Genomic DNA, 19,283 nt, shown 5'->3' on the forward strand with positions numbered 1-19,283 from the left:
TATTCTCGCCAAATCAGGCGGCAGACGGACCGTCGCGCCGGATAAGGCGCCGCAACAGCGGAATGAGGATCAGCATCGCCATGCCGACGCCCGTCGCCCCCCAGCCCAGCGCGCTGAAGATTTCGCTGTAGCCGGGATTGGTTTGCAGCGGCGTACTGCCGCTGTTTTCCGGCATCAGGCCGGAGACGTAGCCCGCCAGCACCGAGGCGACGCCGGTCACCATCATCCAGCAGCCCATCATCACGCCCTGATAGCGCGGCGGCGCCAGCTTGCCGATCATCGCGTAACCGATCGGCGAGATCATCAATTCACCGACGCTTTGCAGCACATAGCTGATGACGATCCATTTAAACGCCACCAGCCCGTCGCCGCCGGCCATGCTGATGCCCAGCGGCAGCACCAGCATGCCGAGCCCGATGCAGAACAGCGATCCGGAGAACTGCAGCGGAATGTCGATGTTGCAACCGCGGGCGCGCAGGCGATTGAACCACCAGGCCAGCAGCGGGCCGCCCACCACGATCACCAGCGTGTTGATATTCTGGATCCACTGCGGCGCCACCTGAATGCCGTAAACGTTCAGGTTGATGTTGTGCTCGGAGAACAGCATCAGCCCCATCGGCGCCAGCTGATACAGCGCCCAGAACACCAGCGACCCCAGCGCCAGGATCAGATAGGCCGCCATTCTGCGGCGCTCATCGCGCGGATGGTGGCGCAGCGTCACCACGCACAGCATCAGGAAGATCAGCGCGCCGAGCACGATCACGAAATGGCCGCTGAACTCGGCGTGGGTCAGCATCACGCGGATAATCGGCACCAGCGCCACCAGCACCGCCAGCCCGACCAGCATGCGCCAACGGTATTGACTGCGGCTGGCATCGTGCAGCGGCGTATTGAGATCCGCCAGAATCCGCCAGCGGCAGACGGCGACGATGATCGCCGCCGCATTGCCCAGCGTGGCGAACAGGAACAGCGCGCGATAGTTTTCCGTCAGTTGGAAATACCCGGCGACGGTAAAGCCAACGAAGAACCCGAGGTTCATGCCAGCGTAGTTCCACAGGAATGCCGATTCGCGCCGGTCATCATCCGGTTTGAAACGCTGGGTGAGCATCATATTAATGCAGGTCACGTTAAGGCCGCTGCCGGTCAGGAACATCGCCAGCCCCCAGTACAGCCCCCACACGCCCGCGACGGCAATCAGCGCGCAGCCGATCACCTGCAACACCATGCCCAGCACGAACAGATTGCGGTTACTGAGGAAACGGCCGCCGAGGTAGCCGCCGAACATGTGCAGACCATAGTTGAAGGCGCCGAACACGCCCATCATGGCGTTGGCGCTGCTTTCGTTGAAGCCCAATCGCTTGGTGGCGTACAGCACCAGCGTGGAGTAAAGCACGGCGAAGCCCAGTGTGGCGAAGATCTGGATGAAGAACAGCGCCCCCGCACCGGGGGGAATGGCATGGCGCGCTTGCGGCGCCGGCATGGCATCTGAAGGAGTCAAAACGAACCTCTACTGCATTATTATGTAATGAGTCTGTCCCTGTCTGCGATATCGCCGGCCTGTCTCCCGGCAATCTGCGCGGCGCCGTGATGTTCCTTGCCAAAAACGCCGCGCCGACATAATTCCATTTAGCGACACATTTGACTAATAATCCAGTATTAATGCATATAACAGCAAATAGACCGATCTCATTGGCGATATATTGAGCTACCCGTACAGAAAAAGGTCAAACAATCATCTTTCACGCGTTTTGAACGTAGTCCGCCCTGCCCGCCGACGGCCAAGAGTGGGAATATCGTTCGGTAAATCAGCAAATTGCTGCAAGTTTGGCTAAACAGTCATGAGAATGAAATAAGAGGGTTGACGCTGAGATCAGATTCTCCTACATTAGCGCCCGTCGACAGCGCAAGGCGTTATCGACGACAAAACGGTGAGGTGTCTGAGTGGCTGAAGGAGCACGCCTGGAAAGTGTGTATACGCGAAAGTGTATCGAGGGTTCGAACCCCTCTCTCACCGCCAAATTCAAAGAGAAAGCCTGGATTCGCGTCCAGGCTTTTTTTTTGCATGGTGCACCGCCGAGAGGGGCGTGCGCAGCGCATCTCCCTCCCTCTGTGACCGTGATTCCCATTTCCGCCGGTTATCAACGAACCTTACCCCTGATGTTCTCGCTCTTTCATGGCTTCCGCCCTGCCGTTCGCCGCAGTTTTCAGCAAAGTGAACACGGGTTGAGCGGACAAACAAAAACACAGAAATTATTCTTGACCGGATCGGCCCCACTCCCTATAGTAGCGCCCCGTTGCAGCGATGATTTCGCAACAAAAAAATATGGTGAGGTGTCCGAGTGGCTGAAGGAGCACGCCTGGAAAGTGTGTATACGCGAAAGTGTATCGAGGGTTCGAATCCCTCCCTCACCGCCATATTCTAACGAGAAAGCCTGAGCGAAAGTTCAGGCTTTTTTGTATGCATAGCGCACCGACCGGGAGGGTGAGAACCCTCGACAGGGTTCGACATAACGCCTGCGTTTTGGACCGCCAACGGCGGCCCGCAGGGTGAGCGCAGCGAATCTATCCCTCCCTCACCGCCATACAAAAAAGCCCGAACGCAAATTCAGGCTTTTTTATCCCCATACCCCAACCGCTCAGTGGTGCGTGCGCCCCATTGACGCCGGCTGCGCCAGCGCGCGGCGCCAGTCGCCCGGCGTTTGGCCGAATTGGCGTTTGAAGCTGCGGTTGAACGACTGCTGTGAGTCGAAGCCAAGCGAGATCGCCACGCTGACGATAGGCTCGCCGCTGTTGGCCAGGCGCTCCGCCGACACTTTCAGTTTTTGCATGCGGATATACTCCCCCAGCGCGTAGCCGGTCTGGCGTTTGAACATGCGCTGCAGATGCCATTTGGAATAGCCCGCGCGGTCCGCCACGGTGTTAATATCCAGTTTCTCTTCCAGATTGTTGTCGATCCACGCCTTCAAATCGGTAATAAAGCCCGTAGTGTTCATGCTGATGCTCCCATCATTCGGCAGGGTCACCCTCTGCCCGATGCACATACGTTGCAACAGTTTCGCTTTAAATGCAATTTTTATTATTGCATTTACCGGAAAGCCGCCACTATACTCCACCCAATTAATGTAACCGATATTGATACATTAATGTGACACCAATGTGTTTCAAAACCTAACGTTGCGCCGCTGCACGGCGCAGCCGCCCCCTCACCGCTCGCCGGTGCGGGGGCGAATCCCGGAGAACAGGGCCGGGTGTGGGGCCTGACCGCGCTTACTTATCGGAATAAAAATAATGGCAAATCAACCAAACTCATCGTTCAACGCCGGCGGCCGCACGCGCACCGTCGCTCTGGGTCAGCGGCTCTCCGGGGTGGCGCTGCTGGCCGCCCTGCTCGCCGGGTGCGACAACAGCGTCGCGCACAATGCCCCACCGCCGCCGCCGGTGGTCAGCGCCGCCAGCGTAGTGGTCAAGCCGATCAGCCAGTGGGATGCCTTCAACGGCCGGGTCGAGGCGGTGCAGAGCGTGCAACTGCGCCCACGGGTCTCCGGTTACATCGAGCGGGTCAACTACACCGAAGGCGACGAGGTGAAAAAAGGCCAGGTGCTGTTCACCATCGACGATCGCACCTACCGCGCCGCGCGCGAACAGGCGCAGGCAGAGCTGGTGCGGGCGCGCAACCAGGCCGCCCTGGCGCGCAGCGAATCCTCGCGCACCGAGAAACTGATCGGCACTCAGGCCATCTCTCAGGAAGTGTGGGAGCAGCGCCGGTCGTCCGCCGCGCAGGCGCAAAGCAACGTGCTGGCGGCGCAGGCCCAGCTCGATATGGCGCAGCTGAATCTCGACTTTACCCGCGTTACCGCGCCGATTGACGGGCGCGCCAGCCGCGCGATGATCACCGCCGGCAACCTGGTCACCGCCGGCGACAGCGCCAGCGTGCTGACGACGCTGGTGTCGCTCGACAAGGTCTACGTCTATTTCGACGTGGATGAAGCCACCTTCCTGCGCTATCAGCAGCAAGGCCGGCACGATGCCCGCCTGCCGGTGAAAGTCGGCCTGGTAGGCGAAGACGGCACTCCGCATCAGGGGCTGGTGGACTTCACCGATAACCAACTGAACGCCGGGACCGGCACCATCCGCATGCGCGCCCTGCTCGACAACCGCGATCGCCGCTTCACGCCGGGGCTGTTCGCCCGGGTACAGATGCCCGGCAGCGCCGAGTTCAACGCCATGCTGATCGACGACAAAGCGGTGATGACCGACCAGAACCGCAAGTTCGTTTACATCGTCGATAAAGACGGCAAGGCGCAGCGCCGCGACATTGACGTGGGCCGCATGGCCGAAGGATTGCGCATCGTGCAGAAAGGGTTGGCAAACGGCGATCGGGTGATCGTCGACGGCATGCAGAAAGTGTTTATGCCGGGCATGCCGGTCGACGCGAAAGCCGTCGCCATGAATCCTATCGCCTCCACGCTTAACTAAGCTCCCAGCAGAGACTTCTGACCCATGGACTTTTCCCGCTTTTTCATCGACCGGCCGATCTTCGCCGCGGTGCTGTCGATACTGATTTTTGTCGCCGGGGTGATAGCCATCCCGCTGCTGCCGATCAGCGAGTACCCGGACGTGGTGCCGCCCAGCGTGCAGGTGCGTGCAGAATACCCGGGCGCCAACCCGAAAGAGATCGCTGAAACGGTGGCCACGCCGCTGGAGGAAGCGATCAACGGCGTCGAAAACATGATGTACATGAAATCGGTCGCCGGTTCCGACGGCGTGCTGGTGACCACCGTCACCTTCCGCCCGGGCACCGATCCCGATCAGGCGCAGGTGCAGGTGCAAAACCGCGTGGCGCAGGCCGAAGCGCGCCTGCCGGAAGACGTGCGCCGCCAGGGCATCACCACCCAGAAACAGTCTCCGGCGCTGACGCTGGTGGTGCATCTGGTATCGCCTTCCGGCAAGTACGACTCGCTGTACCTGCGCAACTACGCCACCCTGAAGGTCAAGGATGAGCTGGCCCGCCTGCCGGGCGTCGGCCAGGTGCAGATCTTCGGCGCCGGCGAATATGCGATGCGCATCTGGCTCGATCCGAACAAGGTCGCCGCGCGCGGGCTGACCGCCTCCGACGTGGTGAGCGCCATGCAGGAGCAGAACGTGCAGGTTTCCGCCGGCCAGCTTGGCGCGGAGCCGATGCCGACGCGCAGCGACTATCTACTGTCGATCAACGCCCAGGGGCGCCTGCAAACCGAAGAAGAGTTCGGCAACATCATTCTCAAGAGCGGTGATAACGGCGAGATCGTGCGGCTGCGCGACGTGGCGCGCATCGAAATGGGCTCCGGCAGCTACGCGCTGCGCGCCCAGCTCAATAACAAGGATGCGGTCGGCATCGGCATCTTCCAGTCGCCGGGCGCCAACGCCATCGAGCTGTCGGACGCGGTGCGCGGCAAGATGGCCGAGCTGGCGACCCGCTTCCCGGACGGCATGAGCTGGAAGTCGCCATACGACCCGACGGTATTCGTGCGCGACTCGATCCGCGCGGTGGTAGATACCCTGCTGGAAGCGGTGATCCTGGTGGTGCTGGTGGTCATTCTGTTCCTGCAGACCTGGCGCGCCTCGATCATTCCGCTGCTGGCGGTGCCGATCTCCGTGGTCGGCACCTTCGCCGCGCTGTATCTGCTCGGCTTCTCGCTCAACACCCTCAGCCTGTTCGGGCTGGTGCTGGCGATCGGCATCGTGGTGGATGACGCCATCGTGGTGGTGGAGAACGTCGAGCGCAACATCGAAGAGGGGCTGTCGCCGCTGGCGGCGGCGCACCAGGCGATGCGCGAGGTCTCCGGCCCGATCATCGCCATCGCCGTGGTGCTGTGTGCGGTGTTCGTGCCGATGGCGTTCCTTTCCGGCGTCACCGGCCAGTTCTACAAGCAGTTCGCCGTCACCATCGCCATCTCGACGGTGATCTCCGCCATCAACTCGCTGACCCTGTCGCCGGCGCTGGCGGCGCGCTTGCTGAAACCGCACGGCGCGCCGAAAGACCTGCCGTCGCGCCTGATCGACCGGCTGTTCGGCTGGCTGTTCCGGCCGTTCAACCGCTTCTTCGCCAGCGGCTCGCAGCGTTATCAGCACGGGGTATCCCGCGTGCTTGGCCGACGCGGCGCGGTGTTCGTCGTCTACCTGCTGCTGCTGGCCGCCGCCGGCGTGATGTTCAAGACCGTGCCCGGCGGCTTTATCCCGACGCAGGACAAGCTATACCTGATCGGCGGCGTGAAGATGCCGGAAGGCGCCTCGCTGGAGCGCACCGATGCGGTGATCCGCAAGATGAGCGCCATCGGCCTGAGCGTGGACGGCGTCACCGATGCGGTGGCCTTCCCCGGCCTGAACGCGCTGCAGTTCACCAATACGCCGAATACCGGCACGGTGTTCTTCGCGCTGGAGTCATTGAGCACCCGTACCCGCACCGCGGCGCAGATCAACGCCGAGATCAACGCGCGCATTTCACAGATCCAGGAAGGCTTCGCCTTCTCGATCATGCCGCCGCCGATCCTCGGCATCGGCCAGGGCTCCGGCTATTCACTGTACGTGCAGGATCGCGCCGGGCTGGGTTACGGCGCGCTGCAGACCGCGATCAACACGATGTCCGGCGCCATTATGCAAACGCCGGGCATGGGTTTCCCGATCTCCTCTTATCAGGCCAACGTGCCGCAGCTGGACGCCAAAATCGATCGCGACAAGGCCAAGGCCCAGGGGGTGCCGCTCAATGCGCTGTTCAGCACGCTGCAGACCTACCTCGGTTCGTCTTACATCAACGACTTTAACCGTTACGGCCGCACCTGGAAGGTGATGGCGCAGGCCGACGGCCAGTTCCGCGACAGCGTGGAAGACATCGCCAACCTGCGTACCCGCAACGACAAAGGCGAAATGGTGCCGATCGGCAGTATGGTCAGCATCGGCACCACCTACGGCCCGGATCCGGTGATCCGCTACAACGGTTTCCCGGCGGCGGACCTGATCGGCGACGCCGATCCGCGCGTCCTCTCCTCTACCCAGGCGATGAGCGCGCTGACGCAAATGGCCGGCAAGCTGTTGCCGAACGGCATGAACATCCAGTGGACCGATCTGAGCTACCAGCAATCGACCCAGGGCAACGCCGCGCTGGTGGTATTCCCGGTCGCGGTGCTGCTGGCGTTCCTCGCGCTGGCGGCGCTGTATGAAAGCTGGACGCTGCCGCTGGCGGTGATCCTGATCGTGCCGATGACCATGCTGTCGGCGCTGTTCGGCGTGTGGCTGACCGGCGGCGACAACAACGTGTTCGTGCAGGTCGGGCTGGTCGTTCTGATGGGGCTGGCCTGCAAGAACGCCATTCTGATCGTCGAGTTCGCCCGCGAACTGGAAATGCAGGGCAAAGGCATCGTCGAAGCGGCGCTGGAGGCCTGCCGCCTGCGGCTGCGGCCGATCGTGATGACCTCCATCGCCTTCATCGCCGGCACCATCCCGCTGATCCTTGGCCATGGCGCCGGCGCCGAAGTGCGCGGCGTCACCGGCATCACGGTGTTCTCCGGCATGCTGGGTGTCACCCTGTTCGGGCTGTTCCTGACGCCGGTGTTCTACGTCACCTTGCGGCGCCTGGTGGCGCGCAAAGCGCAGCCGCAGACGGCGTAATCATCATCCTGAAATGCAAAAAGGTCGGGCAATGCCCGACCTTTTTTATGCGCTCCATCCGGCATTATTTACCGGCGGCTTCAGCCTCTTGCTCGGCGGCGTATTCCGCGCAGGCGCGCTTGTCGCCCCGCTCCAGCTCGGCCAGCGAGTCGGCCACGGTGTGGCGCGCCAGCACCGCGAGCGAAGCCTGCTCGGCCTCGTTCACCACCGATTTGAAATACCAGCAGGCGTTGGCGCTCACCAGGCAACGAGCCGGCACTTCAGGGCGGGAAGCCCAGATGCGCTTGTCGTCGATCACCGCCAGATAGATGTCCCGCAGGGTGATCTCTTCCGCCGGGCGGCCGAGGTGGATAGAGCCGTTTCGGCCCAAGGTGGAAACGATGATGCCGTCTTTGGTCAGCGGCACCATCAGTTTGCGGATAAAGCTGGGGTTGGCTTCCAGAGCGGCGGCGAGGGTGGCGCTCGTCGAACGCATGCCCTGCTTCTCAGCTACGGCGACGCTAAGGACCATTTGCAACGCTGTCGGAAAGCGAAAATCTAACATGTCGTTATCTCTGCGAGACGAAATACTCGGGTTTGGCCGGTGTGGCGATTGGCGCCGATAACACCGCTTAATTGCACAATAATATAACAAACGCAGGGGCTTTTTTGAAGTTTCGCCCAGCGATATCGCACGCAGACATTAGAACGATCGCAAACTTTTGGGCAGGCAGAAAACAGAAACCCGCGTCAATGTTAACGCCGCTCGCTTAACCGGGTTAAACGATCAGAACTAACACTGCCCGCGGGTTTAATTCGAATGTGGCGATCAGGCTCTGTTCAGCACCAGCTGGCCGTTTTTATCCAACGGGATTTGCGTGCCCGGATCGTGATCCATGCGGATCTTGCCCTGCTGATTGCCGATCTTGTAGGTCACGTCATAGCCCAACATTTTCTGGGACTTGTCGTAGACCGTTTTGCAACGCTGCTGAACGCTGGTGGTGACGTCGTTGTTCTGCATCGCCCCTTGCACCTGGTTGCCGGCGTAGCCGCCGCCCAGCGCGCCGACCACGGTCGCCACGTCGCGCCCGCGACCGCCGCCGAATTGGTGGCCGATCACGCCGCCCGCCACTGCGCCCAGCACAGAACCGGCGATGCGGTTTTCATCCTGCACCGGTGCACGGTGCGTGACGGTGACGTTGCGGCATTCCTGACGCGGCGTTTTGATGGTTTCTTTAATCGGTGTGGCGGCGAGCACCTGCGCATATTGCGGACCGGCAGAAAAGACGTCCAGGCTGGCTACCGCGGCAATCCCCAGAGCGGCAGCGATACCAATTCCAACACCGGCTAACATTGACTTGTTCACAGGAAACCTCCTGAAAGTGTTACCACGCATTTTTTCCGGGGTCTGTTACCGGCTGGCACCGCGCTTATTATTTTGCGCATGGGCGGCTGGCGGTATCCCGGTTTACGGCGTGCGCGACGCGCCGTCTGTAAACGAGGTAAAGTCTGCACAATGATCTGAAGGCCCGCAATAAGACAAGGGGACCAAAAATGCGGGAAAACGGCCGTTTTCCTGTTGTTTAGGAGGAATCTTAAGAATTTTACCCATGCCAACGACGGCTTATGCAGAAGAATCAAGCAACCGCCGCCGATCGGCTCGCGCCGCCATAAAAAAACCCGCGCGGGCGAACCGGCGCGGGTTGGTCGACAAAGGCGGGATCAGTGCATCTTCAGGCGCGGACGGATCACCCGGTTAATGCCGCCCACCAGCATCATCAGGCCGGTTTTGATGTAGCCATGCAACGCGACCTGATGCATGCGGTACAGCGAGATGTAGACGAAGCGCGCGATGCGCCCTTCCACCATCATCGAACCGCGCATCAGGTTGCCCATCAGGCTGCCGACGGTGCTGAAGCGCGACAGCGACACCAGCGAACCGTGGTCTTTGTACACGTAAGGCTTCAGCGTCTGGCCGTTCATCAGCGCCAGAATATTGGTGGCGCAGCGTGAGGCCATCTGGTGCGCCGACTGGGCGCGCGGCGGCACGAAACCGCCGCCCTCTTTCGGACAGGAAGCGCAGTCGCCGATGGCGAAGATGTTCGGATCGCGCGTGGTCTGCAGCGTCGGCTCCACCACCAGCTGGTTGATGCGGTTGGTTTCCAGGCCGCCGATGTCCTTCATAAAGTCCGGCGCCTTGATGCCGGCCGCCCACACCATCAGATCGGCGTCGATGAATTCGCCGCCCTTGGTGTTCAGCCCCTTGGCGTCCGCGCTGGTCACCATGGTGTTGGTCAGCACGCGCACGCCCAGTTTGATCAGCTCCTGATGCGCAGCGGCGGAAATACGCGGCGGCAGCGCCGGCAGGATGCGCTCGCCGGCTTCCACCAGCGTCACGTTGAGCGCGCTGTTGTCCAGGCCTTCGAAACCGTAGCTGTGCAACTGCTTCACCGCGTTGTGCAGTTCGGCGGACAGTTCAACGCCGGTGGCGCCGCCGCCGACGATAGCGATGTTGACCCGCTCTTTTTGCCCCGGCTGCGCCGAGAACTTCAGGAACAGGTTGAGCATTTCGTTGTGGAAACGACGTGCCTGATGGGGGTTATCCAGGAAGATGCAGTGCTCTTTCACGCCTGGCGTACCGAAATCGTTCGAGGTGCTGCCCAACGCCATCACCAGAATGTCGTACGGCAATTCGCGCGCCGGCACCAGCTCGCCGCCCTGCTCGTCGCAGATCTGCGCCAGCTGCAGCGTTTGCGTCTCACGGTTGATGTTGGTCAACGACCCCAGCTGGAAGCTGAAATGGTGATTGCGCGCGTGCGCCAGGTAGCTGAGCGCATCTACGCCGTCATCGAGGGAACCGGTCGCCACTTCGTGCAACAGCGGTTTCCACAAATGGCTGTGGTTGCGATCCACCAACGTGATCTCGGCTTTGTTCTTGCGGCCAAGTTTATGGCCCAGGCTGGTCGCCAGCTCCAAACCACCGGCGCCGCCGCCAACAATAACGATTTTCTTCTTTGGCGTTGTCAAAATAACCCCCTAAATGTGAACCATTTGTTATCCCAGGGTAAATAAATAATATCCTTAGAATACATAGGGTTCGCTTAAAATAAATCGGCTCTCTGCAGCCAGAATAGCATGTGAGGTTATTTGGTCATACCAAAATTGACGTACATCAAATTTTTTTGGTTAAAGGCTGGACGCGGGGATTTTTTGGGGATTGTGATTCAAATAGTTAGCGCTGAGTCACAGTTTTAAATTTTGCCGATTGCCACACAGAATCTTGCTTTGACGTACAAAAAAGCCGCACTTTCCGCCGGTGAAAAACGGGGCGCGCGGCTCGCGGCAGCGTTATGAAACTGTTAACCCAGCGCCTTGAACGCCTTGAGCCGCTGCAGATGCGGAGAGATGTTTTTGAACTTGTGCGTCTGCTGTTCATCCCACACGATCTCGTAGTAGTGATGCAGCAATTCGGCGCTGCGCCGGTTATCCAGCACCTCGTCGTGGCGCGACAGCACCACCAGACAGCGATCGCGGTTTTTCTCGCGGAAATCCTCCACGCACTTGGTGGCGATATCGCGATACTCTTCCGGCCGGTCTATCTTGCCGTGCATGTGCTCTTCCGGGTACAGGTTGGGATTGAACATCGCCTGGCGAATGCCGCACAGGAAGCCGATGCGCTCCGCCCAGAAGCCGCCGAGGCCAACCCCGCAGATCAACGGGTGCGCATCGCCGCCCTGCTGCACCGCCTTGTCCACCTCTTTCAACAGATGCTGCATGTCGTGACGCGGATGCAGCGTGCTGTAGCTGATAAAGCGCACGTCCGGATCGATAAACTGCAGCTGTAATACCTTTTCATGATTGCCGGGACTGGTGGAATCGAAGCCGTGCAAATAGATAATCATGTGGATCCTCGCAACAAGCCAAGGGCCGCGGGCGCGGCCCTCATCATTTCCGCTCTGCGCCGCGATGCGGCACCTGGATTCACCCTTGCGAACGCTGCTTGTGCTCCTCCCAACGCTCGCTCAACGCGCTGAGCGCCTTGTGCGCCTGCTGCCAGCGCTCGGAGTCACGCAGTTCCTGACGGGTGAACTGACCGCGATGATATAACCGCTTCACCTTCTCTGCTTTGACCGGGGACAGGTTATCCAACACGCTGACCGCACCGGCGCGGTTGTTGCACACCAGAATCATGTCGCATCCGGCATCCAGCGCCGCCTGGCCGCGCTCGGCGTAGCTCCCCATGATGGCGGCGCCTTCCATCGACAGATCGTCGGAGAAGATCACGCCGTCGAAGCCCAGCTCCTGACGCAGGATCTGCTGCAGCCAGTAAGGCGAGCCGCTGGCCGGACGCGGGTCCGCTTCAGTATAGATGACGTGGGCCGGCATGACGGCGTCCAGCAGTTGGCGGTTGATCAGCTCGCGGAAGATCGCCATGTCGTGCTCGCGGATCTGCGCCAGCGGCCGCGGATCGCGCGGGGTTTCCTTGTGCGAATCGGCGCTGACGGCGCCGTGCCCCGGGAAGTGTTTGCCGGTGGTTTTCATGCCGGCGCTGTGCATGCCGAGGATGAAGCGCTCCGCCATCGCCAGCGCCTGCGGCGGATCGCTGTGGAACGAACGCTCGCCGATCGCCGCGCTGCCGTGGCCGATGTCCAGCACCGGCGCGAAGCTGATGTCGATATCCTGCGCGATCATCTCCGCCGCCATCAGCCAGCCGGCCTCCTGCGCCAGACGGCCGCCTTCCTGCGCATCGTGCAACGCGGCGAACGACTGCGCCGCCGGCAAACGGGTGAAACCCTCGCGGAAGCGCTGCACGCGCCCGCCCTCTTGGTCTACCGCCACCACCAGCCGATCGTGCGAGGCGGCGCGGATCTGGCGCACCAGCTCACGCAGTTGCTCCGCATCGTGGAAGTTACGGGTAAACAGGATCAATCCGCCAACCAGCGGGTGTTTCAAAATCTCGCGTTCTTCTGCATCCAGCTCGTAGCCGGCGACATCTAGCATTACTGGGCCCACGGGCACCTCACTTCATTTTGTTCGTTCAGAATTCAGATGATGATAAACAGAATCGCCGGCGCACCGCAGCGCCCCAGCGCAAAAATTCAACGTCGCCGCTCTGCTGCCAGCGCACTTCAAACCACAGCAGCATCAGATAATCCACCCACGGCAGCCAACGGCGCACCTGCGCCTGCAACCGGGCGACGTCGCGATAGCCCTGATGCGCGTAGTGCTGCAAAAAGCGCTGCTGCTGTTCGGCCGACCAGCCGTTGCTGCGAAACAGCGCGGCGATATCCAGCGCTATGTCGCCGTCGGCGGCATACTCCCAGTCGATCAGCCGCAGCTCTTCGCCGGTGGTGAGCAGATTGCCCGGATGGATATCCATGTGCAGCGGCGCCAGGCGCAGCGGCCGTGGCAAGGCGCTGCGTAAAAAATGACGCTGCAGGCGCAGCCAGGCGGGGGTTAAACGCCGCGTATCCAACTGCTGCCAGTAGCGGAGGAATTGCCGCCGCAGATCCAGCCGGTAACCGCTGAGCGGCCGCCGATGCAGCGTCGCCACCATCGCCGCCAGCTCGCCGCGCTGATTCAGCGCGTCAAATTCGGAATTTGTGACGACGTCACCTTCAAGCCATTCGAGGATAAGCCACTGATTATTCTGTGCGAAAACCCGTGGCCCCAGCCCCGGCGCACAGCGACGCAGGACCTGCGCCTCCCGCCGCCTGCTCACGCCCAGCGCGCGTTTCTCCGCGCTATGTTGCCGCGCCAGCAGCGTGACGCCCGAGCCGTCGATGCGCCAGCTCTCGCCGGTCAGCCCCTGCACCGGGCTGAAATGACAACCGGCGGTATTCACCGCCGGCAGTCTGGTTTCCATCAATCGTCGCAGCGCGGCCTCAGCGTTTAACGGCGCCATTGCCCGACCAGACGATCTCGCCGGTTTGCACCAGCATCAGCTGCATATCCAGCGCCGGTGACTTCACGTCGCCGCTGACATCGCTGTACAGCACGTACTGCGCGCCGACGATGCGCGCCAGGCCAATCGCCTTACTGCGCGAGCCGAAGCTGTCATCCGCCGACAGGCCCAGCGTTTGTCTGGCGCTGGTCAGCTTCGCTTCCGGCACCACGCTGAAAGTGGAGTTCGACGCCAACGCCTTATACAGTGCCGCGGTGGCTTTGCCCATCTGCAGCGAGCCGTTGGTGTTGTTCTTGACGCTGTCCAGCAGCAGCACGCTGCCGGCCGTGACGCCATCGGCCTTCAACATCTGCCCCACCAGCGGCTGAACGCTGCCCAGCCAGTCGAGCTGCTGGATTTTCGGCGGCTGCGGCACCGGCTCGGTAGTTGGCGGCTGCGGCTGCTCCACCGGCGGCGTCGGCTGATCCGGCTCGACGGTGACCGGCGGCAACGGTTGTTCCGGCTCAGGCGGGCGCGACAGACAGCCGCTCAGGGTTAATGCGGCCAGCGCCACTAAGACGTACTTTTTCATGCTTTTTCTCCAAACCTGGCAAGCGCTTACAGGTACAGATACAGACGCGCGCTTTTAGCGTCCAGATTGCCGTTAATCGAGTAGATTTTGGCGTCCGAGTCGGGTGCCACCACGATCTCACGCGGTTTCTCGAAGGGGCGAATATCCAGCCCCTGCGCGTCGTACCAATAGAAACGGTAATGTACGGTGACCGGCGTCGGCTGACTGTTATTGAGCACCGAGGTTGCCATCACCCGCCCGGAAGCGTTCGAAATCGAGGGCGTATCGGCCAGAATACCGGCGGTCAGCACCGAGGGATCCATCACCACCGTCTGCCCTTGGTTGACAGCGATGCCGGGCGGTGAGCTGCATCCCATCAACAACGCGGCGGGCAGCGCCAACGCCATCAGACCACGCAGAGTTTTTTTACCGCGCATGATTTCCTCGCTTAACGTGACAGCAGCGGCCCCAGCGAGCGGCCACCGACCAGGTGCATATGAATATGATAGACCTCCTGACCGGCGTGGCGGTTGCAGTTGACGATCAGGCGGTAGCCGTCCTCGGCGATGCCTTCCTGTTCGGCGATTTTCGCCGCAGCGGTGATCATGCGGCCCAGCGCGGCTTCGTGCTCCACGGTCACGTCGTTGACGGTTGGGATCAGCACGTTGGGAACGATCAGCACATGGGTGGGCGCCTGGGGGGAGATGTCACGGAAAGCGGTCACCAGTTCATCCTGGTAAACCACATCAGCAGGGATTTCGCGGCGGATAATTTTACTGAAAATCGTTTCTTCGGCCATCTGGCGTTCCTTGTTTTACACAATTAGCTGTACGCAGTATGAGTGACAAATTCTACTGCTTTCAACCTGATTGCGCACTTTCCACGTCGAGTGCTGCAGATTCGCGCAGCCCGGCCCCCCGCTTGTGCATCTTTTCACTTTGGTTATTCACTATTGTTGCTTTACTTGCCCCGCGCCGCCGCCAATAGTAACTCCATGATTAACAAAGGATAGAGGGCGTTATGTTACCGAGAATTTCGGCGCTGTGCGCGCTGTTGCTGAGCGCCGCCGTGCAGGCGGCCACGACGGGCGGTATCGACCTGCAGGCTAACCGACAGCCGATACACGCAGAGAAGAATCCCGCCGCTATCGCGCTGATCCCGGCGAACTTTCACTTCGCGGTGCCAGGCAAGCTGACGGTGGCGGTGGCGTTCGAAAACTCCCCGCCGCTGGCGCTGTTCGCCGAAGACAATAAAACGCTGATCGGCAGCGATCCGGACATCGCCCGCCTGGTGGCCGACAGCCTCGGGCTAGAGTTGAACCTAGTGCCCACCTCCTGGGAGGATTGGCCATTGGGCATCAGCGCCGGCAAATACGACGCGGCGATCTTCAACATCGCCGTCACCAAACAGCGCAAAACCAAATTCGACTTCGCCACTTACCGAGTGGACACGCTGGGCTTTTACGTCAAATCCACCAGCCACATCACCGCGATCAACCGGCCGCAGGACGTCGCCGGTCTGCGGATCATCGTCGGATCCGGCACCAATCAGGAAAACATTCTGCTGGGATGGGATAAGCAAAATCGCGCCGCCGGGCTGCCGCCGGTACAACCGATCTACGTGACCGACGACGCCGCCACCAACCTCAGCATTCAGTCCGGGCGCGCCGATGCGTTCTTCGGCCCCCACTCCACCGGCGCCTACAAGGCGGCGCTGACCGGCAAAACCAAAATGGTCGGCATCGGCCCCAACGTGGCCTATGTCGCGGTCACCACCAAAAAAGGCAACGGGCTGGTGAACGCCATCAACGCCGCGATCAATGGCGCGATCGTCAGCGGCGAATATGCGCAGGTGCTGGAACGCTGGGGCGAAGGCGACGAAAAGGTCGAGCGTTCCACCATCAACCCGCCGGGCATCGGCGACTAGCCGCCGATCAGCTGCGGCGCATGCCGACGCATCCACTCGGCCAGCGAGTCCAGCGTTGGCCGCAGCGATTTGCCCAGCGCGGTGACCTGATACTCCACCCGCGGCGGCACTTCGGGAAACACCTGCCGCGTCACCAGGCCGCGCTGTTCGAACAGCCGCAGCTGGCGCGTCAGCTCCTTCTGCGCAATGGGCGCCACCGCCCGCTGCAGCTCGCTGAATCGCACCGGGCCGTCGATCATGATCAGCCGGTACAAGATCGGTATCGCCCATTTGCCCGACACCAGATTGACGAAGTCCACCATCGGGCAGGGTTCGCCCGCCGTCGGCAACGCCGCCAAATTATTTTCTGCCTCTAAGGGCGCTTGCGTCGTCATTTCATCCCTCCTCGTCCTTTAGTATCCAAAAGGTGCCTACTATGCAAAAGGAACTATAGCGCAAATAATGCCGTAACAGACGCTAAAGAGGAATCGGTTATGTCACGACTGCAAGGCAAATACGCATTGATTACCGGCGGCACCAGCGGCATCGGGCTGGAAACCGCTCGCCAGTTCATCGCCGAGGGCGCTTTGGTTGCGATCACCGGCCGCAGCCAACGCGCCCTGGACGCGGCGGGCCAGGCATTGGCGGACAAGGCGCTGTTGCTGCTGAGCGACGCCGGCGACATCCCACAGCAGCGCGCGCTGGCGCAGCAGTTGGAGCAGCGGTGGCCGCGGCTGGACGTGCTGTACATCAACGCCGGCGACGTCACGCACCGCCCGCTGCAGGAGTGGGATGAGCAAAGCTATCAGCGGCTGATGGACATCAACCTGAAGGGGCCGTTCTTTCTGATCCAGGCGCTGCTGCCGCTGCTGGCCAACCCTTCTTCGGTGATCCTGTGCGGTTCGGTCAGCGCCCATATCGGCCTGCCGCAGAGCAGCGCCTACGCCGCCAGCAAAGCCGGTTTGTTATCGCTGGCCAGAACGCTCTCCGGCGAGCTGCACGCGCGCGGCATTCGCGTCAACGGCCTCAGCCCCGGCCCGACCGAAACCCCGGCATTGGGTAAACTGGGGTTGGCGGAAGCGGACGAGCGGGCCTTACGCGACGATATCCGCGCGCTGGTGCCGATCGGCCGCATGGGCAGCGCGCTGGAGCTGGCCAAAGCGGCGGTGTTTCTGGCGGCGGACGAGTCGGCATTTATGGTCGGCGCGGAGCTGCAGATGGACGGCGGCGTGGGGAATTTATAATTTAGCGACGCGGCCGCGCCCCGCGCGGCCCGCAAGATCACCCCAATCCAGGGATGTCGACGCCAAAGGTCTGCAGCAGCAACACCACGTTGAGCAGCACGATCACCACCGTGCCGACCACCGCCGCCAGACTGGTCCAGCGGCCGTTGGCGAACTCGCCCATGATGTCGCGGCGGCGGGTGAACATCACCAGCGCGATCATCGGCGCCGGCAGCGCCAGGCTCAGCACCACCTGGCTGTAGACCAGCGCGTCGGTGGCGTTGACGCCCATCGCCACCACGATAAACGCCGGCACCATGGTCACCAGGCGGCGCACCCACACCGGAATGCGGAAGCCGACGAAGCCCTGCATGATCATTTGCCCGGCCATGGTACCCACCACCGAACTGGAAATGCCGGAGGCGATCAGCGAAGCCAGGAAGATGCCGGCCGCCGCCGCGCCGAACAGTGGCGTCAGCGTATGGTAGGCGGTGCCGATTTCGGCCACGTCGCTGTTACCGGCGTGGAAGGCGCTCGAGGCCATGATCACCATCGCAATATTCACCAGCCCGGCAAGCGCCAGCGCGATCACCACTTCAATATTGGAAAAACGCAGCAGCTTGCGCCGCTCGCCGTTGTCGCTGGCGGGGCTGCGGTGCTGAGTCAATCCCGAGTGCAGGAAAATGGCGTGCGGCATCACGGTGGCGCCGATAATGCCGACGGCGATGGTCAGCGCCTGGGCATCCGGCAACTGCGGCGTCACCATGCCGAGGCCGGCCGCCTGCCAGTCCACCGGCACGATGAACATCTCCACCAGGTAGCACAGCGCGATGATGCCCACCAGGCCGCCAATCATCAGCTCGACCGGGCGGAAACCTTTCTTTTCCACCATCAACAGCGCATAAGTGATCACCGCCGTCACCCCCATCCCCGCCAGCAGCGGCATGTGGAACAGCAGCGCCAGCGCGATCGCCCCGCCGAGAAACTCCGCCAGATCGGTGGCCATCGCCGCCACTTCGCTGAGCAGCCACATGCCGATCACCACCGGCCGTGAAAACTGGTCACGGCACATTTCCGCCAGATTGCGGTTGGTGACGATGCCCAGTTTGGCCGACAGCGCCTGAAACAGCATGGCGATCAGGTTGGCCATCACCACCACCCACAGCAGGCTGTAGCCGTATTTCGCCCCGGCCTGAATGTTGGTGGCGAAATTACCGGGATCCATATAGGCGATAGAGGCAATCACCGCCGGGCCGGCGAACAGCAACGGCGTGAAGGCACCGCGCTTGCGTCCGGCAAGGGCGGCGCCAATCGCGATGTTGGTCCGTTCGGTTAACGATGAGGGGGTTGCCGCGTCACGCATGAATTGCCCTTAATCTTTTGCTGGTTATTTTTCCACCGGTCATGCTGACAATGTAGCATCGGCTACACTTTATGCAACAGGCGAAATTCATTGGCTTTGTGTAGAGATATTTCTAACTACCACAATGCGTGGCATCGAATTGATAATGTGTGCTATTTGGACTAACTTAGGGCAACCCTCCCCGCATTGCCGGGAGACGCCATTTTTATGCTTACAGGACGCCCCACGCTATGGTTACCCGCGCGCCAGATAACGCCGAACGCCCCGCCCTGACCGATATGCCGGACGAGGCCGAGCACGCCCTGCGTTTTAGCCGCGCCCGCGAAGCGCAGTCCAATGCGCTGATCGAAGATTACGTTGAGCTGATCGCCGATTTGCTGCAAAGCACCCGCGAAGCCAGAACCACCGATATCGCGCGCCGTTTCGGCGTGTCTCACCCGACGGCGATCAAAAATATCGCGCGGCTAAAAAGCGCTGGGCTGGTGGAATCGCGCCCTTATCGCGGGGTGTTTTTAACCGAGGAAGGCGAGCAGCTGGCGCAGAAGGTGCGCCGCCGCCACCGCATCGTGGTCGATCTGCTGATGTGCCTCGGGGTGCCGAGCGAAACCGCCGAGCTGGACAGCGAAGGGATTGAACACCATATCTCGGACGAAACGCTGGCGGTGTTCGAGCATTACCTGCAAAAGCACGCCAAACCCTGAGCCCCGGAGCGCC

General features: G+C 61.5%; 18 protein-coding genes, 2 tRNA genes and 1 other RNA gene. 8 read left to right on the top strand and 13 right to left on the bottom strand.

The features are described 5' to 3' along the window. Positions 1-13: 13 nt before the first annotated feature. On the bottom strand, positions 14-1,480 hold the full coding sequence (locus AC2CGQ_RS10140) for a peptide MFS transporter (RefSeq protein WP_099982655.1): 1,467 nt from the start codon (positions 1,478-1,480) through the stop codon (positions 14-16). A 447-nt stretch (positions 1,481-1,927) separates the two neighbouring features. On the opposite strand from AC2CGQ_RS10140, the gene AC2CGQ_RS10145 reads away from it, so the two are divergent. From AC2CGQ_RS10145 to AC2CGQ_RS10155, 3 genes are all read left to right on the top strand, one after another. Continuing rightward, positions 1,928-2,017 (top strand) — tRNA-Ser (locus tag AC2CGQ_RS10145). Between the two features lie 308 nt (positions 2,018-2,325). Continuing rightward, positions 2,326-2,415 (top strand) — tRNA-Ser (locus AC2CGQ_RS10150). 47 nt (positions 2,416-2,462) lie between these two features. Continuing rightward, positions 2,463-2,582, top strand: a non-coding RNA gene (locus AC2CGQ_RS10155) — RtT sRNA. A 54-nt stretch (positions 2,583-2,636) separates the two neighbouring features. Here the strand turns inward: AC2CGQ_RS10155 and AC2CGQ_RS10160 are convergent. Then, complete coding sequence (locus AC2CGQ_RS10160; RefSeq protein WP_004928813.1) at positions 2,637-2,993, bottom strand: helix-turn-helix domain-containing protein; 357 nt, start codon at positions 2,991-2,993, stop codon at positions 2,637-2,639. Positions 2,994-3,288: 295 nt separating this feature from the next. Between AC2CGQ_RS10160 and sdeA the strand changes: the two genes are divergently transcribed. Together sdeA and sdeB are read left to right on the top strand one after the other, a co-directional pair. Continuing rightward, complete coding sequence (gene sdeA / locus AC2CGQ_RS10165; protein ID WP_118892171.1) at positions 3,289-4,476, top strand: multidrug efflux RND transporter periplasmic adaptor subunit SdeA; 1,188 nt, start codon at positions 3,289-3,291, stop codon at positions 4,474-4,476. A gap of 24 nt (positions 4,477-4,500) precedes the next feature. Then, the gene (sdeB, locus tag AC2CGQ_RS10170) at positions 4,501-7,644 is read left to right on the top strand and encodes a multidrug efflux RND transporter permease subunit SdeB (protein WP_044031466.1); all 3,144 of its coding nucleotides are present in this window, start codon (positions 4,501-4,503) and stop codon (positions 7,642-7,644) included. A 64-nt stretch (positions 7,645-7,708) separates the two neighbouring features. Here the strand turns inward: sdeB and AC2CGQ_RS10175 are convergent, their stop codons facing one another. From AC2CGQ_RS10175 to hinT, 9 genes are all read right to left on the bottom strand, one after another. Next, positions 7,709-8,188: an RrF2 family transcriptional regulator gene (locus tag AC2CGQ_RS10175; RefSeq protein ID WP_015377469.1), complete on the bottom strand. Its 480-nt coding sequence runs from the start codon at positions 8,186-8,188 to the stop codon at positions 7,709-7,711. Between the two features lie 264 nt (positions 8,189-8,452). After that, positions 8,453-8,989 carry a glycine zipper 2TM domain-containing protein gene (locus tag AC2CGQ_RS10180; protein ID WP_004928798.1) on the bottom strand — a complete coding sequence of 179 codons (537 nt, stop codon included), beginning with the start codon at positions 8,987-8,989 and terminating at the stop codon, positions 8,453-8,455. A 356-nt stretch (positions 8,990-9,345) separates the two neighbouring features. Continuing rightward, positions 9,346-10,650, bottom strand: coding sequence for an NAD(P)/FAD-dependent oxidoreductase (locus AC2CGQ_RS10185; protein WP_004928794.1), 1,305 nt, complete (start codon positions 10,648-10,650; stop codon positions 9,346-9,348). 332 nt (positions 10,651-10,982) lie between these two features. Beyond that, positions 10,983-11,525, bottom strand: coding sequence for an alpha/beta hydrolase YcfP (gene ycfP, locus AC2CGQ_RS10190; RefSeq protein ID WP_015377468.1), 543 nt, complete (start codon positions 11,523-11,525; stop codon positions 10,983-10,985). Positions 11,526-11,604: 79 nt separating this feature from the next. After that, positions 11,605-12,624: a beta-N-acetylhexosaminidase gene (gene nagZ / locus AC2CGQ_RS10195; RefSeq protein ID WP_021504926.1), complete on the bottom strand. Its 1,020-nt coding sequence runs from the start codon at positions 12,622-12,624 to the stop codon at positions 11,605-11,607. Between the two features lie 37 nt (positions 12,625-12,661). Beyond that, entirely contained in the window at positions 12,662-13,528 is an 867-nt protein-coding gene (gene thiK, locus AC2CGQ_RS10200; protein WP_015377466.1) for a thiamine kinase, read from the bottom strand. Then, positions 13,509-14,099: a penicillin-binding protein activator LpoB gene (gene lpoB / locus AC2CGQ_RS10205; RefSeq protein WP_021504924.1), complete on the bottom strand. Its 591-nt coding sequence runs from the start codon at positions 14,097-14,099 to the stop codon at positions 13,509-13,511. Before lpoB ends, thiK begins: the two co-directional genes overlap by 20 nt. A gap of 26 nt (positions 14,100-14,125) precedes the next feature. After that, positions 14,126-14,515 (bottom strand): YcfL family putative periplasmic lipoprotein, encoded by a 390-nt coding sequence (locus AC2CGQ_RS10210; protein WP_015377465.1) that lies wholly within the window; start codon positions 14,513-14,515, stop codon positions 14,126-14,128. Positions 14,516-14,526: 11 nt separating this feature from the next. Next, on the bottom strand, positions 14,527-14,877 hold the full coding sequence (gene hinT, locus AC2CGQ_RS10215; RefSeq protein ID WP_004928776.1) for a purine nucleoside phosphoramidase: 351 nt from the start codon (positions 14,875-14,877) through the stop codon (positions 14,527-14,529). 221 nt (positions 14,878-15,098) lie between these two features. Between hinT and AC2CGQ_RS10220 the strand changes: the two genes are divergently transcribed. Continuing rightward, entirely contained in the window at positions 15,099-16,004 is a 906-nt protein-coding gene (locus tag AC2CGQ_RS10220; RefSeq protein WP_075685545.1) for a transporter substrate-binding domain-containing protein, read from the top strand. Here AC2CGQ_RS10220 and AC2CGQ_RS10225 read toward each other — a convergent pair. Further along, a complete protein-coding gene (locus tag AC2CGQ_RS10225) occupies positions 16,001-16,378 on the bottom strand; it encodes a winged helix-turn-helix transcriptional regulator (RefSeq protein WP_075685547.1) in 378 nt (125 codons plus the stop codon). The genes AC2CGQ_RS10220 and AC2CGQ_RS10225 overlap by 4 nt on opposite strands. Positions 16,379-16,477: 99 nt before the next feature. Between AC2CGQ_RS10225 and AC2CGQ_RS10230 the strand changes: the two genes are divergently transcribed. Next, positions 16,478-17,227: an SDR family oxidoreductase gene (locus AC2CGQ_RS10230; protein WP_015377462.1), complete on the top strand. Its 750-nt coding sequence runs from the start codon at positions 16,478-16,480 to the stop codon at positions 17,225-17,227. Positions 17,228-17,264: 37 nt separating this feature from the next. Here AC2CGQ_RS10230 and AC2CGQ_RS10235 read toward each other — a convergent pair whose 3' ends face one another. Next, entirely contained in the window at positions 17,265-18,569 is a 1,305-nt protein-coding gene (locus tag AC2CGQ_RS10235) for an Nramp family divalent metal transporter (RefSeq protein ID WP_015377461.1), read from the bottom strand. Positions 18,570-18,799: 230 nt separating this feature from the next. On the opposite strand from AC2CGQ_RS10235, the gene mntR reads away from it, so the two are divergent. Beyond that, on the top strand, positions 18,800-19,270 hold the full coding sequence (gene mntR, locus AC2CGQ_RS10240) for a manganese-binding transcriptional regulator MntR (RefSeq protein ID WP_094143735.1): 471 nt from the start codon (positions 18,800-18,802) through the stop codon (positions 19,268-19,270). Positions 19,271-19,283 lie beyond the last annotated feature (13 nt).

This window comes from Serratia sp. DFXYC6, from assembly GCF_057196085.1.